The organism is Alicyclobacillus hesperidum, assembly GCF_900107035.1.
Lineage (GTDB): Bacteria > Bacillota > Bacilli > Alicyclobacillales > Alicyclobacillaceae > Alicyclobacillus > Alicyclobacillus hesperidum.
This window is the reverse complement of the sequence record NZ_FNOJ01000015.1, coordinates 47,855-66,360: the sequence shown is the minus strand read 5'-3', so window position 1 is coordinate 66,360 and position 18,506 is coordinate 47,855. Positions and strand designations below refer to the sequence as shown.

General features: G+C 48.0%; 16 protein-coding genes and 1 pseudogene. 2 read left to right on the top strand and 15 right to left on the bottom strand.

Annotated features, from left to right (window positions below):
- Positions 1-1,333, bottom strand: a 1,333-nt coding sequence (locus BLU70_RS14650) for a hypothetical protein (RefSeq protein ID WP_074693485.1), incomplete at its 3' end; no start/stop codon positions are given.
- Between the two features lie 250 nt (positions 1,334-1,583).
- Here BLU70_RS14650 and tnpA point away from each other — a divergent pair.
- Positions 1,584-1,910 carry an IS66 family insertion sequence element accessory protein TnpA gene (gene tnpA / locus BLU70_RS14400; protein ID WP_176780895.1) on the top strand — a complete coding sequence of 109 codons (327 nt, stop codon included), beginning with the start codon at positions 1,584-1,586 and terminating at the stop codon, positions 1,908-1,910.
- A gap of 24 nt (positions 1,911-1,934) precedes the next feature.
- Positions 1,935-2,282 (top strand): annotated as a pseudogene (gene tnpB, locus BLU70_RS14990) (IS66 family insertion sequence element accessory protein TnpB).
- 669 nt (positions 2,283-2,951) lie between these two features.
- On the opposite strand, the gene BLU70_RS11050 reads toward tnpB, so the two are convergent.
- The 14 genes from BLU70_RS11050 to BLU70_RS10985 form a co-directional block, all read right to left on the bottom strand.
- Entirely contained in the window at positions 2,952-4,322 is a 1,371-nt protein-coding gene (locus BLU70_RS11050) for a hypothetical protein (protein WP_074693480.1), read from the bottom strand.
- A gap of 189 nt (positions 4,323-4,511) precedes the next feature.
- Positions 4,512-5,642: a glycosyltransferase family 4 protein gene (locus tag BLU70_RS11045; protein WP_074693479.1), complete on the bottom strand. Its 1,131-nt coding sequence runs from the start codon at positions 5,640-5,642 to the stop codon at positions 4,512-4,514.
- Positions 5,643-5,666: 24 nt separating this feature from the next.
- On the bottom strand, positions 5,667-6,437 hold the full coding sequence (locus BLU70_RS11040; RefSeq protein ID WP_083341267.1) for a WecB/TagA/CpsF family glycosyltransferase: 771 nt from the start codon (positions 6,435-6,437) through the stop codon (positions 5,667-5,669).
- 699 nt (positions 6,438-7,136) lie between these two features.
- A complete protein-coding gene (locus BLU70_RS11035) occupies positions 7,137-8,558 on the bottom strand; it encodes a lipopolysaccharide biosynthesis protein (RefSeq protein ID WP_074693478.1) in 1,422 nt (473 codons plus the stop codon).
- Between the two features lie 195 nt (positions 8,559-8,753).
- The gene (locus BLU70_RS14985; protein WP_420168601.1) at positions 8,754-9,035 is read right to left on the bottom strand and encodes an acyltransferase; all 282 of its coding nucleotides are present in this window, start codon (positions 9,033-9,035) and stop codon (positions 8,754-8,756) included.
- Positions 9,036-9,473: 438 nt separating this feature from the next.
- Complete coding sequence (locus BLU70_RS11025; protein WP_143027523.1) at positions 9,474-10,472, bottom strand: glycosyltransferase family 2 protein; 999 nt, start codon at positions 10,470-10,472, stop codon at positions 9,474-9,476.
- A 4-nt stretch (positions 10,473-10,476) separates the two neighbouring features.
- Positions 10,477-11,223 carry a glycosyltransferase family 4 protein gene (locus BLU70_RS11020; protein WP_244885188.1) on the bottom strand — a complete coding sequence of 249 codons (747 nt, stop codon included), beginning with the start codon at positions 11,221-11,223 and terminating at the stop codon, positions 10,477-10,479.
- Between the two features lie 1,059 nt (positions 11,224-12,282).
- Positions 12,283-13,161, bottom strand: coding sequence for a UTP--glucose-1-phosphate uridylyltransferase GalU (gene galU / locus BLU70_RS11015; RefSeq protein ID WP_074693475.1), 879 nt, complete (start codon positions 13,159-13,161; stop codon positions 12,283-12,285).
- A gap of 50 nt (positions 13,162-13,211) precedes the next feature.
- A complete protein-coding gene (locus tag BLU70_RS11010; RefSeq protein WP_244885187.1) occupies positions 13,212-14,597 on the bottom strand; it encodes a sugar transferase in 1,386 nt (461 codons plus the stop codon).
- 265 nt (positions 14,598-14,862) lie between these two features.
- Positions 14,863-15,648, bottom strand: coding sequence for an SIMPL domain-containing protein (locus BLU70_RS11005; protein ID WP_074693473.1), 786 nt, complete (start codon positions 15,646-15,648; stop codon positions 14,863-14,865).
- An 81-nt stretch (positions 15,649-15,729) separates the two neighbouring features.
- Positions 15,730-16,659, bottom strand: a complete 930-nt coding sequence (locus BLU70_RS11000) for an alpha/beta hydrolase (protein WP_074693472.1) — start codon at positions 16,657-16,659, stop codon at positions 15,730-15,732.
- 83 nt (positions 16,660-16,742) lie between these two features.
- Entirely contained in the window at positions 16,743-17,147 is a 405-nt protein-coding gene (locus BLU70_RS10995; RefSeq protein ID WP_074693471.1) for an SRPBCC family protein, read from the bottom strand.
- On the bottom strand, positions 17,144-17,500 hold the full coding sequence (locus BLU70_RS10990) for an ArsR/SmtB family transcription factor (protein ID WP_074693470.1): 357 nt from the start codon (positions 17,498-17,500) through the stop codon (positions 17,144-17,146). Before BLU70_RS10990 ends, BLU70_RS10995 begins: the two co-directional genes overlap by 4 nt.
- A gap of 51 nt (positions 17,501-17,551) precedes the next feature.
- A complete protein-coding gene (locus BLU70_RS10985) occupies positions 17,552-18,442 on the bottom strand; it encodes a DUF1648 domain-containing protein (protein WP_074693469.1) in 891 nt (296 codons plus the stop codon).
- Positions 18,443-18,506 lie beyond the last annotated feature (64 nt).

Sequence of the window (18,506 nt, the reverse complement as noted above, 5' to 3'; positions counted from 1 at the left end):
TGGAACCACCACTGGAACCACCACTGGAACCACCACTGGAACCACCACTGGAACCACCACTGGAACCACCACTGGAACCACCACTGGAACCACCAGTTGAGCCGCCATTGCCACCCGTTCCGTTACTGGACCCGCCAGTCGAAATCGATCCCTTCGAAGATGTAACAGTTCCGGAACCTGTAAGGGTGACGGCTATAGATGCATCATTTTCCAACGTGTCGATACTGCCATTGTTCACAATGGAAATGCCTGTCGCGGTCTTGGCTACCTGCAATGTTCCGACGGACGCATTCGCATCTACTATAACTTTTGCCCCAGGCTTAACAACCGTCAATGTCGCAACCTTCCCTGCGACCTCAACAGTTCCTGCAGATTCAATATTCACCGTCTTGTATCCCTGTCCAGCCAAGGTTAACGGCGCATTGTCCAAGGCATTCACATTTGTCACCGATCCGCTCGTGACGTTGAGCGTAACGGCGTTTTGAGCTTCCGTCGAAAGGATGTTGACCGTACCAAGCGCACTGTTACCGCTCACGTCGACATCGATGGGCGACGATGTGTGCACGTCCACCGTGTTTGCAGTGACACCATCCAGGTGGATGGAATGATTTGCACCCGACAGCACAACAATCTTACCGGTCACCGTCACATTGCTCAGCGTAGCGGTTCCATTTGCACCGGGATCGACATATACATTTCCGTCAACTTCAACATTTTGCAATGTGACACCATTGCCGGACAAGAAAATATCCTGCGACACTTTCTCCGTGCCGCCACTCAATACTCCATATGTTCCCTTTTTCACGACGAGTGGTGTTGTGGCACCCCAGTAATGGAGTTGGCCATCCCAGTTGTTCTCAATGCCCAGCGCCCCAATAATCTGCTGCAAATAATAGATAGGTGCATAGGTTGTAGGTACGGCATGGGCGCCGCCTGCAGGATCTTTGCGGACAATGGTGTTCAGCTTCTTGATGACTTGTCCATTCAATGTAATGGTTGTATTACCGGAGCCTACGGGAATGCCCGAAAAGTCAAAGTTTGTTTGTGAGGTAGTTAGTGCCCAGGTACGTGTTTTGCCATCCCAAGCGGAGTTGATACCCTCTTTTTTCAGAGCTGCCTCCACATAATAGAGCGGCATATACGTGGTGGTATATTGGCCATCTTTCGCCGTTACACCATACGGCATGGAGAGGATGGAGCCGTTCACTGCAATCGATGAACGAAACTCTCCTGCGGCATTCGAGTGAGATTCATTCGCAAATACCGCAGGTGCAAAACTACCGACCGCAATCAAAGCCATTACCGAACTTGCCAACTTACGTGTCACGCTCACAGACTACTCCCCCATTACTCTTGTGAAACCGACATGCATGAGCCGTCACAATAAAGTTTTTCACGACCTTCGCAAGCTATGCGCTCCTACAAGAACATATTACCACAAGGTTAGATTAAAATAGCATTTGAAGAAAGAAAAAGTAGCGACATGATCCAAAGTTAGCACCGTAAGCGTCAATTCACCCCACATGGCGTTCGCCCTCCCGCTGCTTGAAAATGTCTTCATCAAGCCACGGGAGGGTTCTTGTATGCGAGAGTACATGTCTCAGCAGGAGCGCCGTGAACTTTGGCATGAGCGCATCGCCACCTTCTACGACAGCGGTCTTTCCGCTGTCCGATTATGCACCAAACACGGCCTGAAACCCCACCAACTCTGGTACTGGGCTAGGCGCTTCCGGGATGAGGCGTCGCATGGCGTAATCCCCACCTTTGTCTCGGTCGTGACAGAGGACGCTCAAACGACCACAGCACCCATCACCCTTCGCGTCGGAAAGATCGAAATCGACGTGAGACCCGGCTATGACTCGCGCGTACTGGCGGAGCTTGTCCACATACTCGTGACGCGCCCGTGCTAAACGCCGACTGCATCCAGGAATATCGTGTACCTTGCCTGTGGGTCCACGGATATGCGCAAGTCCATCGACGGACTCGTGACCCTGGTCCAGGCGTCGTTCCAGCTCGATCCGTTTTCGCCATGCTTGTTTGTCTTCTGTAACCGGCAGCGAGACAAGCTCTAAACCCTGCACTGGTCTCACAACGGCTTTTGGCTCTACTACCGACGCTTAGAGCGCGGCCGGTTCGCCTGGCCGGAGGCTAAGGACGCAAAAACGCTCGTCATCACACTCCAGGAGTTAAGCTGGTTATTGGGTGGCCTGCCTCGCGAACAACCGAAAGCACATCAAGCGGTTCACGCGCGCTCCGCCTGCCAGTGTTTCGCTAGGTTATAACGCACCTTAAATGATAAATATGAAGAAGCATCTGGTATTCCGTCATAATCCATTGCTAGAACGGTAATGTTAATATGGATGTCAATTCATAAAGCATGGAATAGGATTCAATATGGCACTTTTCATAGGGCAAGCAAAATGTAGAGCAAGAGTTGATACTTCTGGGAGAATTAATAGCCAGAGCTATAGGATTCCCAGACTTATACGGTATCCACCTGCATGAGTGGAGTATCCGCCCTTACAAATATTCGTTGTCATCGACAACCACTCATCTTCGCCTCATTTACGATCTCTTTCAACAAGCTATAAAAGTTGGATTCAGTTCCAACATCCCCGCAACCACTGAAATCCGAAAACCATTTTGACTAGATGTACAACCACGGAATGAAGTTTGCTTCCGATCCCTCCCGTCATATCAAGTTTCATGACGTGGTGGCTAATTTGGCACGTATCCTCTTGTGACTGCTTCTTCGAAGTCATAAATGCTTCACTCGTCTCATAAGACGGAGCTTGGGCACCCTTCGCCAATAGAAACCTCACAGGAGGAACCTATTCCAACATAATGCGCATTTTCAGAACCACAGTTCACCTAAATCGTTGTTGTGGACAAAGCCGTCTATGCCCCCGTTTGACATCTCTCCGTCTATCTTGATTGATGCTAGAGCCAGCTTAGTGTTCGGCCGCAGGCCGAAGATGCATCGAGGCAATCATCCCAAGCAATACCCAACCAATACTACAAGCGGTATCGGTCAACATTTCTTCCGAGATAAATCCACTTACCACCAATGCAACAAGTATACCTGCTCCAACATAAGAGTACGGAGTTGGAGATCTCTTAACAAAAACGTATACATTGTACATAAATATCATGAATAATATTAACGGTAGTATCCCATACTGATACCATATCTGAAGATATGCGCCTTCAGGCCCTCCCAGAGTGCCAGCCCCGGTTCCTAATGGATGAGATAGTAAGTAAGGTAGAAATGACATTGCTTGTAGATGAAGTAGGACTGAACCATTCGCCGTTAGAACCTTGTCCGCCAACAAAATGATTATGAGCGGTACACTAAGCAATAGCAACCTAGGGATGCGCTTATTAGCAGACCGCCAATATATGGCAAGCGAAAGAGTTTCAATAGCTACGATTATGTAGGCTGCGCGCGTATAGGTTACCGAAATACCTGCCAGGACCACAAAGATCGAAGCAAGATACAGATTTTTAAATCGTTTCGAGCGCTCATAGAGAAACAAGAGAGCTGCATATCCAAGAGCCATACTATAACCCGCGGCCAACGGATCCCCATAAAAGGAAATAGCCCGGCTTAGGATCACACCGTCGTAGTTTTCATACAAGTTTCCCGGCAAGCCGTTGACCACTTCATACGCTGGAGTGTGCTTAACCTGAATCCAATACTGTCCTAAATCTATATTTGACCAAAATCGAGTTCCCAAGAATATTGCATCAACAAGAGCGAACACCGCACCGACTACAGTTAGCCCAGCAATAGTACGCAGTAGACCCACCCTGCTGGACTCTGATTTTGAAATCATGAAACCAAGAGAAAGATATAACGCGGGAACCATGGCCTCGCGGGCACTATTGAATGAACTGAACAGGTTGGTTCCCCTGTGCAAAACAGCAATAAGCACCAAAACGATGCTGTAAAGGATTGCCGATGAGATGAACGCAGGGGATCGGCGACGACCAGCCCACGTATTAAAAAAGAAATGGGTTATAACCACTAAAATCACTGTAACCTGCGATGCGGCTAAGACCTCGGTCCAGAACGTTGGCGATTCTTGTGAGCGAAAGAACAAGAAAGGAACGATGGCATTCTGCGTCGCAATCCAAACCAAGATTATATTAACAGATTTAGCATCGTCAACAAAGGAAAACACGGTCACCAATACCATCAGAAACAGGACAGCCAGCGTGATTGCTGAAAGCCTTACTGAAGCAACCGCGATGAAAATAGCTATCACTGTTAAGGTGGCAATAGTCACGACCCGCGGTTTTGCTAAATTCCATGAACCCACCAAAAAATCATCCCATTTCCAACAATGTTGATGCGGCTAATATTTGTTTAACAAAACGATTGGCTAGCCTAGCCTTCTATATTCTGATTCTAACTTGAGCTCAACTCCATTTGGTTTACATTAGAATAACATCTAGCCACCACCAATCACGATGTTATAAATTCCAGTAGAACCCACCTCTGTATTGAATCATGTTTTGCAACATACAGACGCTAGGTTTCTTCGTTGATATGCCGAGTAAAACTCCTCAATGAAGTAAATTACCTCTTCAGCGTTTCTGTCCCATGTAAACTCACGCAAAATCCGCTCCCTACCGGACATTGCACGAGACTTCACGAGCTCGCTGTCCCGTGTGACTTGCAACATCGCTCGGGCTAGATCAGAGTGGTCATTGCTCCTAAAGAAGATACAACCATCATTTGCAATCTCCCTAAACGGTGGTATATCTGATGCAATAACAGGAGTTCCTAGCGCGAGTGCCTCAATTAGCGGAAGACCAGCTCCTTCATACATCGATGGAAAAATTAATGCCAAAGCATTCCTATAGTAAGAGGCCAGTTCGGAGTCTGCTACGAAACCAGTTACTTTTATTCTTTCCTTGAGTTCGTCGCCTATTTGCATATTCTCCCCCCACCCTCTCCTACCAACAATAATCATATTTATGTCGGTCAACCCAGCGATTTCAGAAAAAGCCCGTATTGCTAACTGGACGTTTTTTCTTGGTTCGAGAGTGCCGACAATGAGAAAGTAGGACGGTAATCTCTCAACTTGATTTCCAAGCGCCCCCTCCCGTAAAAATGCGTCGGAAACTCCAGAATGCACTACTTTGATGAGGTCGTGATCGACGCTCAGATAGTTCATTAATTCACTTGCAGAGAACTTCGAAACAGTCAGAATGCCACCGAGGCAAGGATTTCTCACCGTCGACTTCAGGATCGGGCGGTAATACCATTTATTGCCTTTGGATATGGTGTCCGGGAATACGAACGGGACAGCGTCATGCACCACCATCGAGAAGGGATACTTCAATCCTATAGGTATGCCCATGGTATTTAGGTGAACCCAATCAGGCGAAATCGTTTTAATAACATGCGGAATCCACAACTGATCCATTAGCAATCGATTTTTAAAGGGAGAAATTTTCACATTCCATTCAGGTGGCACATTTATGAATTTCTCTTTGCCATTCGGATGAATAAGCAGAGTCATCTCGTGCGAAAGTTTTATTTTAAACATAGCATTCACACTCTCAATGATGTGCCTTTCAATGCCAGTGACATTATGGTTTCGAACGAATGTCGCATCCAGGACTATTCGCATAAGCTCCCCCCACAAATGTATCGATTATCGAGACGCGAACAACTCTCTGAGGGCAATAATGACAAAGCGGCTATCCCTTATCAAATATCTACGCCACATCCTACGTGGCTCGCGACTGAGACGATAGAGCCATTCGATTCCCATCCGTTGAACCCACCTTGGGGCTCTTGCTACCTTACCTGCTAAAAAATCAAGGCTAGCTCCGACTCCGATGTTAACTACCGTATCTAAATGAGCCTCCCATCGGTATATAAGTATTTCCTGCTTAGGAGCTCCAAGTGCAACCAATAGTACGTTTGCGCCTGACTCATTGATCTGCGCCTGAAGACTCGTTATGACTTCAGGATCTCTGAGTTCTCCTGGCGTCGGGCTTGCGAAGCCTACAATTTGAACCGACGGATTCGCATCCATCGCAACCTCACGCGCCTTCGCACAAACCTCAGTCGTTGTGCCAAGAAAGAAGAATCGTAGTCCTTGTTCCGCAGGAAGCAGAAGTAACTTATGTACCAGATCGGCACCGGCTACCCTTTCTGGTAGCGCTCTGCCAACCAACCGTGAAAACCAAACGATGGGCATCCCGTCCGCCGTGATCAAGTCCGCCGAATCTGATGCTTTCCTGTAATGTTCGTCCTGCTCCCGTAGCACCAAGTGATCAACGTTTACGGTGTGGACAGTCTGCTTCACGTTTTTTCTTACACATTCGACAATGTAATTCGCAGTCTGTTCCAGCGTCATGTCTGCAAACCACATCCCGAAAAGCCTTCGCCGTTGCTGATTTAAATCGTTCTCACGCACACATGAGCCCCCGAACAATTGTTGTTACCGCCATTTGTGAATAGATGTATTCGAAGCGTGTCACTAGCCAAATGTTCACGCTGAACCAATCTCATGCCACTATCCTAACTAAAGGGGACGGCAATCTCCCTATCGCCCTATATGAGTAAGTATAAATCGTCGCATTTTACACTTTAATGCAACTTCAGTATACTCATTTCCTTGGCATCTATCTTTATTCCATAATATCCAATGATAACACACGATCCAAATGCTAATCCGAATGCTTCTTTATGCAAATTATGGACGCGCATTACTTGAAAATTTGCCATCTCGCATAACGAACCCCCTGGTTCGCCTGTACAAATTAATGTCTGGCGATCAACCTATATTCACTGTATCGACTTCTAAACAACCATTTGCAAGACACCACAGTACCTCTCTTACCTACGTTGTCCGTCTCATCTCCTCTAGCAGATATGCCATTAAAAGCCCCAGCGTTCCTCAGGGTAACCGGCTCAGTGCAAGCTTTCATACACAGACATCATGATGATTTATATAAGATATGTAACCTTCTAACCTGCGCCTAAAATACTTACTGCAAAATTGTTCATCGTGTGCAACAACGTTCTATCGCGATTTTGCCGATTGTGCTCTGCCCTTCATGTAGTCAGATTGTTTCACTCTCACTAAGAGCCGTACAAAGGCAGCCGCCGACGCTCACATATTGCGAACAAATCCTCCGTGTACATGTTTCCAAGCATGCATGAGGGAATACTTGATCCGCCTAACACCGAAACACACTACAACACCAACGCAAGCGGAAGTCAAGGCATAGACGTACTCCAATCGTGGGACCTGGGTCGAAAATAATAACCAACCAACACATAAGCAAGTATATATCAGGACATTCTTAATGATCTGCAAACGCCATGGGATTAGTCTCGGATGTATCCACACACTCACGGATGGTATTATTTGGGAAAATGAAGTCACAAATGCAACACCCACCATGTTATGCCAAACCGTTAGCGCAACTACTACCCCAACGATATCTATAATCCCTGCGCAAGCCGCTAGCCCAAGAAGAAAATCCGCATCATTTTCGCCATACAACAGGAACGTAGCGGGGATAGCCACCACACCCATAACGGACCCCAAAAATAAGATTTCACTAATGAGCGTTGCGGACATATATCTAAGGCCGTATACCAAATGAATAGCCCAAGGGGCGCAGGCTACCCAGCCAAATAGAAATATTAGCCCAGCTCCTGCTGAGAATCTAACCATTCTCCCCATCAATTCATGAACAGCATTACTATCTTTCAGTCCGAGCACCTTATTCAAGCGCGGACGAAGGGAGTTCAGAATGGCAGTTATCGGAAGAACCCCTGCAACAGATAGTTTATATGCCACCGAGTACAGCGCAACATCACGAGGACTACCAAAATACTTTATGAAAATTAGCTCAAATTGATTCCACACAACCGTATCAATAACAGTAACAAGAAACAATTTATTCGTAAAACCCGACATCTTCTCTCGCACGCGGAAGTTAAAAACCGCCCGGATGTTCACTAGACTGCGCGTAACGATGAACGATAGGATAGCGACGAGTCCATAGGAGAGAACTGAGACTAGTAGGATGTTGGCGACATTTTTCGCTAGAAAGAAACCGGTTACCAATCCACTTTCTAGTAGAATCGTTGATATCAAATAGAAAGCAAAGCGTTCCGTACCTTGAATTAAAGCGCCTGCTATTGACTGAAGAGCCAGGATGATCGCTAAGATAAGCGAGATAGAGATCTGTTTGTTAAAAGCAAATACACCTGCGGCAATTGATATTAACGCACTCGATTTCGCCAAGATCTTTCGCAGTGTGACGGGAAACGTAACGTTTACCCAATGATCATTGCTCGCATTCAGTACTTTTGCGGAATCTTGAACAATAGCCACATTCGTGCCTTGAAGGATGATAAGACTCAATGTAGATGCAATAAACGTGATATACTGATAGGTGCCAAACTGTATAACTCCCAATCTTCGAGACACAACAACCGACGCGACAAATCCCCCAGCTGAGAGAATTGCTGACGCAAGGATATTGTATATCGAATTTAACCTCAGACTGTCCCGTTTCACCACGCACCCACCTTGTCACTCTCGATGAATAATTGCATTCTTCTACCAAGCTAGAAACTTATTAAAGTCGGCGCAACAATTATTAGAATTCGCCTCGCCCATAAACGCAACGAAACGCTCGACACTCTACACTTTGGCAGAAGCCTATCTTGCATCTATTTTTATTTCTCGCGGATCTGACCCCCGCCAGGCACGTTAGCCTCGCAACTTTAAAACCCGAGCCGGAACTCCGCCCACAACGGTGAACGGCTCAACCGGTCGGTTAACCAACGACTGCGCCCCAACTACAGCCCCATCCCCTATGCTAGCGCCGCCCAGCACACACACATGGGCGCCTAGCCAGCAGTCCCTCCCAATCACAAGCGGTTTCCCAACGTTATCTTGAAGTCGTATCAGCTTCCCGCGGTTAATCCCATGATTATTGTTTTGCACAACACAATAGGCACCAACCAGCGTATTGTCACCTATTTCCAACATCATCCCAGCAGACGAGTTAATGATTGTTCCAATACCAATGTAACAGTTTCGACCGATATGAATAGGGCTCTGGCCGCCCTGCCAGATGAGTACATCCTCATCTATCTCAGTTCCTTCGCCTATCGTCAGTAGAGGAAAATCAGTTAGGCGTAGTCTAGGAAACCCACGAAACCTGACACCTTCACCTATAGTAGCTCCCTTTTTTTTAAGGTATGTAATTATTACCCACGATAAAATACTCTCGAAATAATACCTGACTCGTAATCCCACAGGCGTCGTTTCTCCTTTAGAGTGCTAGGGGCATGCTCCATCAAATAATCCATAATCCTCCATCTAAAGCGATACACGCTAAATAAAACTGATTAACTCAATTATATGTTAATGTCTCTGCAGCCTGTAAACGGTGAAGAGATTGCTTCTGCAGTGGTTGGCATGAACTCAACGCATGCCCTTAATGGAATCGAGCTTTTTCCGCTTTGTCCCAGCGAGAGCCCTCCTCCAACGGCTCGGTAAAATAAGGAGGATGATTTTCAAAAGACTCTTAAGTGCGTACCGACTGGTCAGTAGCGAAACCAACAACGGAAATGAGCCCTTTGCCGTCAAGCAAAAAAGCTTCGACGCCAGATCCCAGGCGTTTTTTTCACCAACGTATTTTTTCAATTGTAGTGCCTTGTAGGAAGATAACCAGTTTTGCATAGCAGTTAACTCAGCAGACTCGTCTTGCCCCAGTTGCCTTGCGTTATGCATTCTGCGAACTCCGGTGGCGATAATCGACTGACGGATTGCTCCGTGCATCGAAATGCCAGTGACCCGAGATTCTCGAAAATACAGCACGTCGCGTATCAGTGCCACGGGCGAAAGACTTGAAAACCGCAACCACAATTCGTAGTCCTCGGCACCATTAAAAATGGGGTTATAACCCCCTGCCATTAAATACAATTCTTTCGTAAACATCACTGCTCCATGATACAGAGCATTGTTAGTTTTATACATATAATCAAGTAACTCTTCCGAGGATTTTGACCTAAAATCATATCCTTGCAAATGCAACAACTTCCCAGTCGAGTCCACTTCGCCTGCCATTGTAGCACTCCACCTGCATTCGGGTTGACGCAACATGGTGGAAACTTGGATCTCTATTTTCCGCGGCCCGTAATAATCGTCGGCATCAATACGAGTAATAAATTGTCCCCTAGCACGTTCGACACCCTTGATGAGAGACCGCGTAAGCCCAAGATTTAATTCGTTCTTTATAAAAACTATTCGAGGATCGCGTTCACAAAAGTCTGCGATGATCCGGGCGGTCGAGTCAACTGATGCGTCGTCAACAATAATTAACTCGAAGTCCCCGTACGTTTGAGTTAGAACGCTTTTGATTGCTCTAGATATCACTTTTTCCTCATTGTAGGCACTCATCACAATCGATACTGTCGGCAACGTATCACCACTTCTCCTTACGTGAGTCCTTAGCTAGTACCGAGTAGAGCTCGTTGAACCTCTCGACTTTCTTATCTATAGAAAACACATCCAGTATTCTTTCCCTAGCTGCTTTACCGACGGAATACGAACTGTTGATTTGAGACACAACTCGCTCAATCAATTTTGCTAGTTCTTGTGGATTATCGGGGGGAACTGTGTACCCACTCACTCCATCCTCTATTATCTCAGGCACTCCTCCAACTCGACTTGCGATGACAACTTTCCCCTTGGCCATGGCCTCCAATACGACAGTCGGTAATGGGTCCGGATTCACAGCAGAATGGATTACAACATCTGCCGAATCTAATAATTCAGGAACATCTTCTCTTGCCACCGAAGGCCCAAATCGAACAATTTCATGTAGTCCAAGATCACGCACCAACTCAACCAGTTCCGCATAGTAAACGGGATCGGAACAATCTCCGACGACGGAGCATGTAAGCCGACTACGTACGTTAACACTAATCATAGATAGTGCATTTATAGCGATGTCATAGCCTTTCCAGCGAATGATTCTACCATATAGCAATATGGAAATCTTTTCACCCCCTCGAATCCCGGATGATGGAGAGTACACACTGACATCAAGGCCATTATAGACTAGAGCCTTTCTGGAGGGAGAAACATGACTTAGAACTCGAGAATTAAGCACGCACTCTGACACACCCACTACCTTTATGTTAGACTTGCAACGGGTTAAGCAGGACATTAGCACACTCCAAACTCTGCTTTCGGATGCATCGTGAACGTGCCATAAAAGAGGGATACGCGCCACAATGCTCGGAATCATACAATATATCCCTGACCTAAGCGAATTCGCATACAGAATATCTATTCGCCGCGCACGAGCTATGCGCACAATCTCATAGCCACCGCCAAAAATCCCCGAAAACAAATTGATAAACGCATTTATTATTCCCGAATGGCGATTTAGGGTCCGTATGTATCTACTACCGATAAAGTCGATTCTAAGCCTGCACAAGAGCTCAGTAAACTTGCCTATTGGTGCGAGCACCAGGTACGAATTCCGCTGGTCGCGCACGGCCAAATCTGCTAGAACAGTCTCCGCACCGCCTACGTAATCAACATTGCTGACAACTAGAACATTCACAGTAACCCAACCTCTTCCAACCTATCTTAGCATTCTGAAGCCACATTCCCTGCATCCGCACCGGCGATTGAGGCCTTATAGTTCCACCAAACACATAAGAAAGATAGAATCAATTTACGACATTCCCCGGATACCCCCCTTAAGTCCCAATCAACCCCAGCAAAACCGGAGCAAATATTATGCTACGTGATCACGGGATCCCTAATTACGACTATGCCCGACTCAACAATTGACTAGCGAATGCCTCCAAATCAATTTGTATCGAATTATCCTCACGAGTCTATGTAAACTGTTCCACCCACAATCTTACCGCCACCGTGCTGTTGTCTTCCCCTGCCGAAAATCTTTGCCCAGATCAAAGCATCACGCTATAGAACGGTCATGGAACGAAACGCAAGTGGATAGAGTCAAGAAACCACTTGAAACGTTTCCGGATAAAAGAAAACCTCTACATAAAGCTCGTCCGAATATCAGCGTCGTCAAGACTAGCCCACAATCGCCCTCTTTCGACGATGGAAGTGTAAATAGGAGCTTCGTGAAATATCCGGTGCAATGCTCCCACTACTTTTTCCGCGCCACCACGTTGATTTAGGTAATCGTGTACGATAACAACCCGAATACCCGTGCCCCTCACGCCATCCTGACGATTGCTCGTGCTCACATTAGGACGCCAACCTTTTCCCCAAGTTGCTGCAGAAGCTTCTCAACGTCATCTCGCAGCACGGCACTCTCCAAAGCAATTTCCAGTGTAGCACGAATAAATCCTAACTTTTCGCCCACGTCATATCGCTTGCCCTCAAACTGATAAGCTGCAACACCCTCTGTATCATTTAAGCGACTTAGTGCGTCTGTGAGCTGTATCTCACCTCCGACACCGACTTGCGCCGATTCGAGAAACTCGAAAATTCCAGGCGTAAGAATGTAGCGTCCGGAGATGGCTAACGTAGACGGTGCCTTATCTTGGCTTGGTTTTTCCACTAAGCCTCGAATCATCGAAAGTCTATCGCGAACAGGAAGCGGATCGATGATGCCGTATCGGGACACCGCCTCCATCGGGACATTCTCCACAGCAACCACGGATTTTCCCACTTCGTCATAGATATCAATCAATTGTCGAAGGCAAGGTATTTCGTGACGAACAATGTCATCTCCGAGCAAAACCGCAAAGGGCTCATTGCCAATAAATCGACGAGCGCACCAAACCGCATGTCCTAACCCTAAGGGCTTCGTTTGTCTTATGTAGTGAATATTAGCCATATTCGTGATGGCCTCTACTTCCTCAAGTTGCTCAAACTTCCCCTTCTCCATGAGAAGCTCCTCAAGCTCGACAGAGCGGTCAAAATGATCCTCGATGGCACGCTTGCCTTTTCCCGTAACGATAATAATGTCTTCAATCCCCGACGCCACTGCTTCTTCCACAATGTATTGAATCGTCGGTTTATCAACAATCGGAAGCATTTCTTTTGGCATCGCCTTTGTCGCGGGAAGAAATCTTGTTCCCATTCCCGCGGCAGGTATCACAGCTTTGCGAATCATCGTTTATCCTCCATTCACACCATACCTTTGTGTATCCAGGCTACATCACGTTAACTTGCACCATCCTTGCGTAGAACGGCTGGAATCGTGCGAATGAGGATCTTCAAATCATTCACGTATGACCAGTTATCGATATAGTCCATATCCAAGTGCATCCATTCATCAAAGTCCACGTTGTTTCTGCCGCTGATTTGCCACAGACATGTCAGTCCAGGTTTAACGCTGAGCCTCTTACGATGCGCATAGTCGTAACGATCCACCTCATCAGGAAGAGGTGGCCGTGGCCCCACCAAACTCATCTCACCCTTCAAAACATTCCACAACTGCGGCAATTCGTCCAAACTTGTTTTGCGCAAGAAGCGTCCTACCCGGGTGATACGCGGATCGTTTTTCAGTTTGAATACAGGACCTGACATTTCGTTCAATTCAAGCAATTCCTGTTTCCTTTTCTCCGCGTCTATTACCATGCTCCGAAATTTATACATCCGAAACATTCTCCCGCGCAAGCCAACACGCTGTTGCGAAAATAGCACCGGTCCACGATCATCCAATTTAATCGCAATAGCAACAAGAACAAATAAGGGTGAAAGTAGCGCTAGGGCAATCGCGCTTACCACCACGTCCGTCGCCCGTTTCCAAATGATAGCCACTGACGAGTGTGGGATTCCCGGAACGTACAACCGCGGCACATTCATACTGTAGACCAAGCCGCCCTTGTCCAACAGCGATGTAAACTCGTCCAACATCAGCTCGACCGCAATCCCCTGCTCTTGGCACTCTTGTACAACCCTGCGCGTTTCCGGGTGCGATAACGGCAACGCAACGATTACTCCATCCACAGAAATGCGAGCAATGATCTCTCGAAAACTAGATACATCCCCCAAATATGGAGCGGATGGGCCGTGTCGGTTTCCATCCACACCCACAAACCCCAACACACGGATCCCAGTTCCAGGCGCATCTTCGACAGCAAGAATGTATCTCTCGGCGAGTTCTCTCGTACCAACAATAATTCTCGTCCGAAGATCCCATCCAGATTTGCGGAGCTCAGACAATACCAAGCGAATGATAATACGGTTGATGCTCATGCCAACAACCGTCACGGCGAAATCCAGGATGACGAATAAACGGCTCATCCCATGAACCTTCAGAGCAAACATGGCAAACGCAAATAGCAAAACAGAAATAACATTCACGCGTAATACAATCTTCAGCTCATCTCGATACGCTGTAATTCTTCGAATTGGATATTCAGCAGTAAAGACAAGCGACACAAACCAAGACACAAGCATGATGGTTTCGAAGTACAGGCAGGTGCCTCGAGGAAAAATCGGATGACCGCGAATGAACCAGCAGAGGTAATAAACAATCACGAACGCTAGTATACATGTTAAAACATCTGTTAGAATCCCCAGGGCTCTTGCATTCGTTCTCATATAACCCATAGTCCCGACCCCATATCTAATCTTTCTCTTTGGTTGCAAAGTGTTTGCATGAAAGCATGTAGAATCAAATTAATCGACATCCAACCGCTTGGAATCTAACCTATAATCATCTTGAGCATTTAAATTATAGCATCGATTTGATACAACTGGAAAGTATATTTTATCTAATAGATACCAAAATAGGCGCCAAATCCTGTGGGATCGGCGCCCCTACATTTTTCATGATGATCAAGGTCTGTAATGTCATGCTAGGGATTTACGACGGATTTATCGCAAACGTAACATAGAGTTGCGTCATGACCTCCCCAGCCTGGGTCCCGTTGTTATACACAAGCTGGAGTCCCGGAACGGATGGACTTGTCGGATAAGGACCGGACAGAGGCTGCAGAACTCCGCTTGGTTGAACGGTCGAAATGGCCTCAACCTGCCCCAGTTGCACGCCTGCCTCAGTGGCTAAAGTCTCTGCCTGGGATTTCGCATTGTTCAAAGCTTCCTGATATAGTTGTGGCCACATGGCACTTGGGTTTAACGGCACTACTTGTTCATTCATGAAGTTATTTTGTACAAAATTCGGATCATAACTTCCCAAACTCGTCAGCACATTGCTCAATTGCGATGCTTTTGGAACGATCACGTTGATCTGTAAGTTGACCTGTGTTCCTGAGTTTCCCGATGTGAAGGATGGTGTAGAAAACCAGATGTTCCCGTTCACAATACCATCCTTCTTCAATGTGCTTCGCATATGCTGTTCAAGCGTGCCAATGTCCTTGAACTCGGCCTGAACCGAGGAATCGGTGATAGTCATGGATTCATTGATTTCCGTGACAGGGTTGAGAATCGGTTCTGTGGCCACCCCTTCGACCGTGATCGTGTTTGCCGCAAGCACATTCAGCGTCCCGGTATTGTTCTGTGCCGCTCCCATAGCCCACGTGGTCTCTGCAAGCGTGAACATCAGAGTCATCGCGGTACCAACGGTCACCAGCGACCGAAATCGCCACCCGCCACGGGTTCTGTCACGCAATGAACGTACCCATTTCTCCATGTGTACAACGCCCCTTCGCCAAAACAGTTTGAATTTACACTCGTTTGACGAAGTTGGCTGGTTTCATGTGACACTCGCCTTTTAACTCAGATGTTGATCGATCCATCTGCAGACATCGGCATAAACTTGTTCGCGGTTCAATTCGTTCAACAATTCATGACGGGCGTCGGGGTACAGTTTGCACTCGATGTCCACCACGCCCGCTTGCTCCAAGGCCAACTGTAGCCTCTGCACACCGCGACCAAAGTTGCCAACGGGATCACGCGTGCCGGAAATCAAGAGAACAGGAAGGTTTTTTGGGATGCGAACCATCTGATCAGAACGCTCTAAAACTTGCAACCCGTTGAAATAATCATGGAAGAAGCCTGCCGTGTGCACATGCCCACACAGCGGATCGCCCAAATATTCGTCTACTTGCGCCGTATCCCGGCTCAGCCAATCCATCTCCGTTCGATTGGGACGAAACGCCTTATTGAAACCGCCAAAGGTCAGGCGGTGCAGAAGGGCACTTGGAGCTCTGCGACCTCGCTTCCTTACCTCACGGGCAGCAAGCAAGGAAGCAAACATAAGCGTGTGGGACGAAAACCATCCTGATCCGCATAGGATGACGCCGGCCAGTCGGCGACCGTGATGCTGAATATACCGCAGCGACAGCGACGAACCCATACTGTGCCCGAACAAAACGATAGGCACCCCGGGATGGTCGTGTTCGATCCGCCTGGTCACCGCCTCGATATCGCATACAACCGTTTCGAAGCCGTCGTGATCGGCAAAATAACCAAGCAGCCCGTCGGCGATGCCTGTCTGGCCATGGCCGCGGTGATCGTGCCCGTAAACCACGATGCCTTGGCGCGCCAGGAACTGCGCGAATTCGTGATACCGCGCAATATGTTCGGCCATCCCGTGGGCAATTTGCACGACCGCCCGCGGTGCAGTGCGATTTTCCGGTGTCCAGGTGCGTACGTGAATCTGGGTTCCATCTTGGGATTCGATGACAAACTCAGACGACATGGGTATCTCCCCCTTGTCGCAACGATATGTCCGTCAGCGTGCGCTATGTTTGCATGAAGCGTTCCGAGAAACAGGCGAACGCTTCAAACCTCCGACAATACGCGTTCAAGTTGCTGTTCCATCCCCTGCCAGCCATAGGTGGCGCCATGAAATGCTTGTTCCGAGCTAATGCCGGTTTGCTCAAGATGGACATGAGTACCCCCATTCTCATCTTCCCGCAAGGTCCAAGTGACCGTATTTTCTTCACCGAGACTCGTCCACGTATAGGAGAGACGATACGGTTCCTCGACGATGAGCACTTCCCCTTCCACGACGCCATTCCAGCCTGCTGCCGGCTCCATGCGCAGTGTAAACTTGTGTCCAACGACGGGTTGAAAATCGTTTTCCTTGAAAAACATCCACTTGGAGAGCGTTGCGGAATCAGTTAATGCAAACCATACCTTCTGAATGGGGCTATGAAAATGGAAATCTAGCGAAAGGGATTTCACGGCTCGTCCTCCTGTAAAAGTTGATCTAAAGCCATCATTCGATCTTGCCAAAATTTTTGGTAATAGGATATCCAATCCTGTACTTCCTTGAGCGGCTCGGCATGGAGCCGATACAGCGTTTCGCGTCCGACCTTTCGTTCGGCGACGAGATCGGCCTCTTTGAGAACCGCTAAATGCTTGGAAACTGCGGTGCGCCCCATCGGGAAATGCACCGTTAACGCATGCAGAGGCATTTCCTGAGAATCCGCGAGTATGCGCAGCAACTTTCTGCGCGTTGGATCCGCAATCGCATGGTACACATCTCGCAATTGTGCTTGACTTGCCAAAACCACCGCCCTCCCACGTTGCCCCATAAGGACACCGTTTAGTGTCGGGATGATTATAGGACACCTTTTGGTGTCCGGTCAAATGTGGATAGGGTCATCTGCATCACGCGCATTGATTTTAAAAGCGCCTTTCATGGCCGCCCACATGACGAGTTGCACATAGGCACACAACCCGAACCCTACCCAACTGAGCAATGAGACACCGGAGAACAGCACACCAAACGCCACGGCTACCATTATGCCAACGCGCAAAAACGCTTTGCGGCTCATCCAACCATTTGCCTTTCCGCCCACACCCCAATGGGACACAACCTTTTCAGGCAAGCGATCGCGATACGCGCGTGCAAGGCGAATTTGGAGATACACAAAGAGACAGGAGAGCAAAAGTGCTGCCACAGTAGCGGGCCAGTGGATGGGGATGCTGCTTGCATTCGGCGCCGGAGCAAGCGCTGCGCCAACATGTGCAATGCGATGGGCAAGCATGTAAACATGCTTCGACGAAACGAGTACAAGGTGGTGCCCGTCCGAGATCGCGAGTTCTGGATAATGACCAACATGGTAGACAACCGCCGTTTCACCATTGTTGAGGCGAAATAGACCTGTCTGATAGTTCCCCGCACTAGTGCCATACATACGCGAAGCCGGTGCATAGGAGCCGTCAGGCAGCACCCAGTCCGCTGATGCACGATCGAGATCGACCATGGTCACCCCCACATCGGTGCGCACCTCAAGGGTGGTACCGCGCACTTGCCAGCCTCCTGCGAGCGTGCTGACTAGCATCCAAACGCACAAAAACAGCGGGGCAAGCGGCAGGATGCGAAATAACAGACGGAACTGCCTGGTATGGAAATTGGCGAACAATCGCAATAACACAACTGACAGGATCACGAAGGCCAACGTGAGGCCAAACGTGATCCAAATTCCAGTGTTGATGCTGAGCGCTTGCGCGAGGGAAAGGTGATCCGACATCCTCCCACTCCTTCCGTGCCTACCTCGACCGCTTCGCAAAAGTGCAAGTACGGGTGGATCCCAA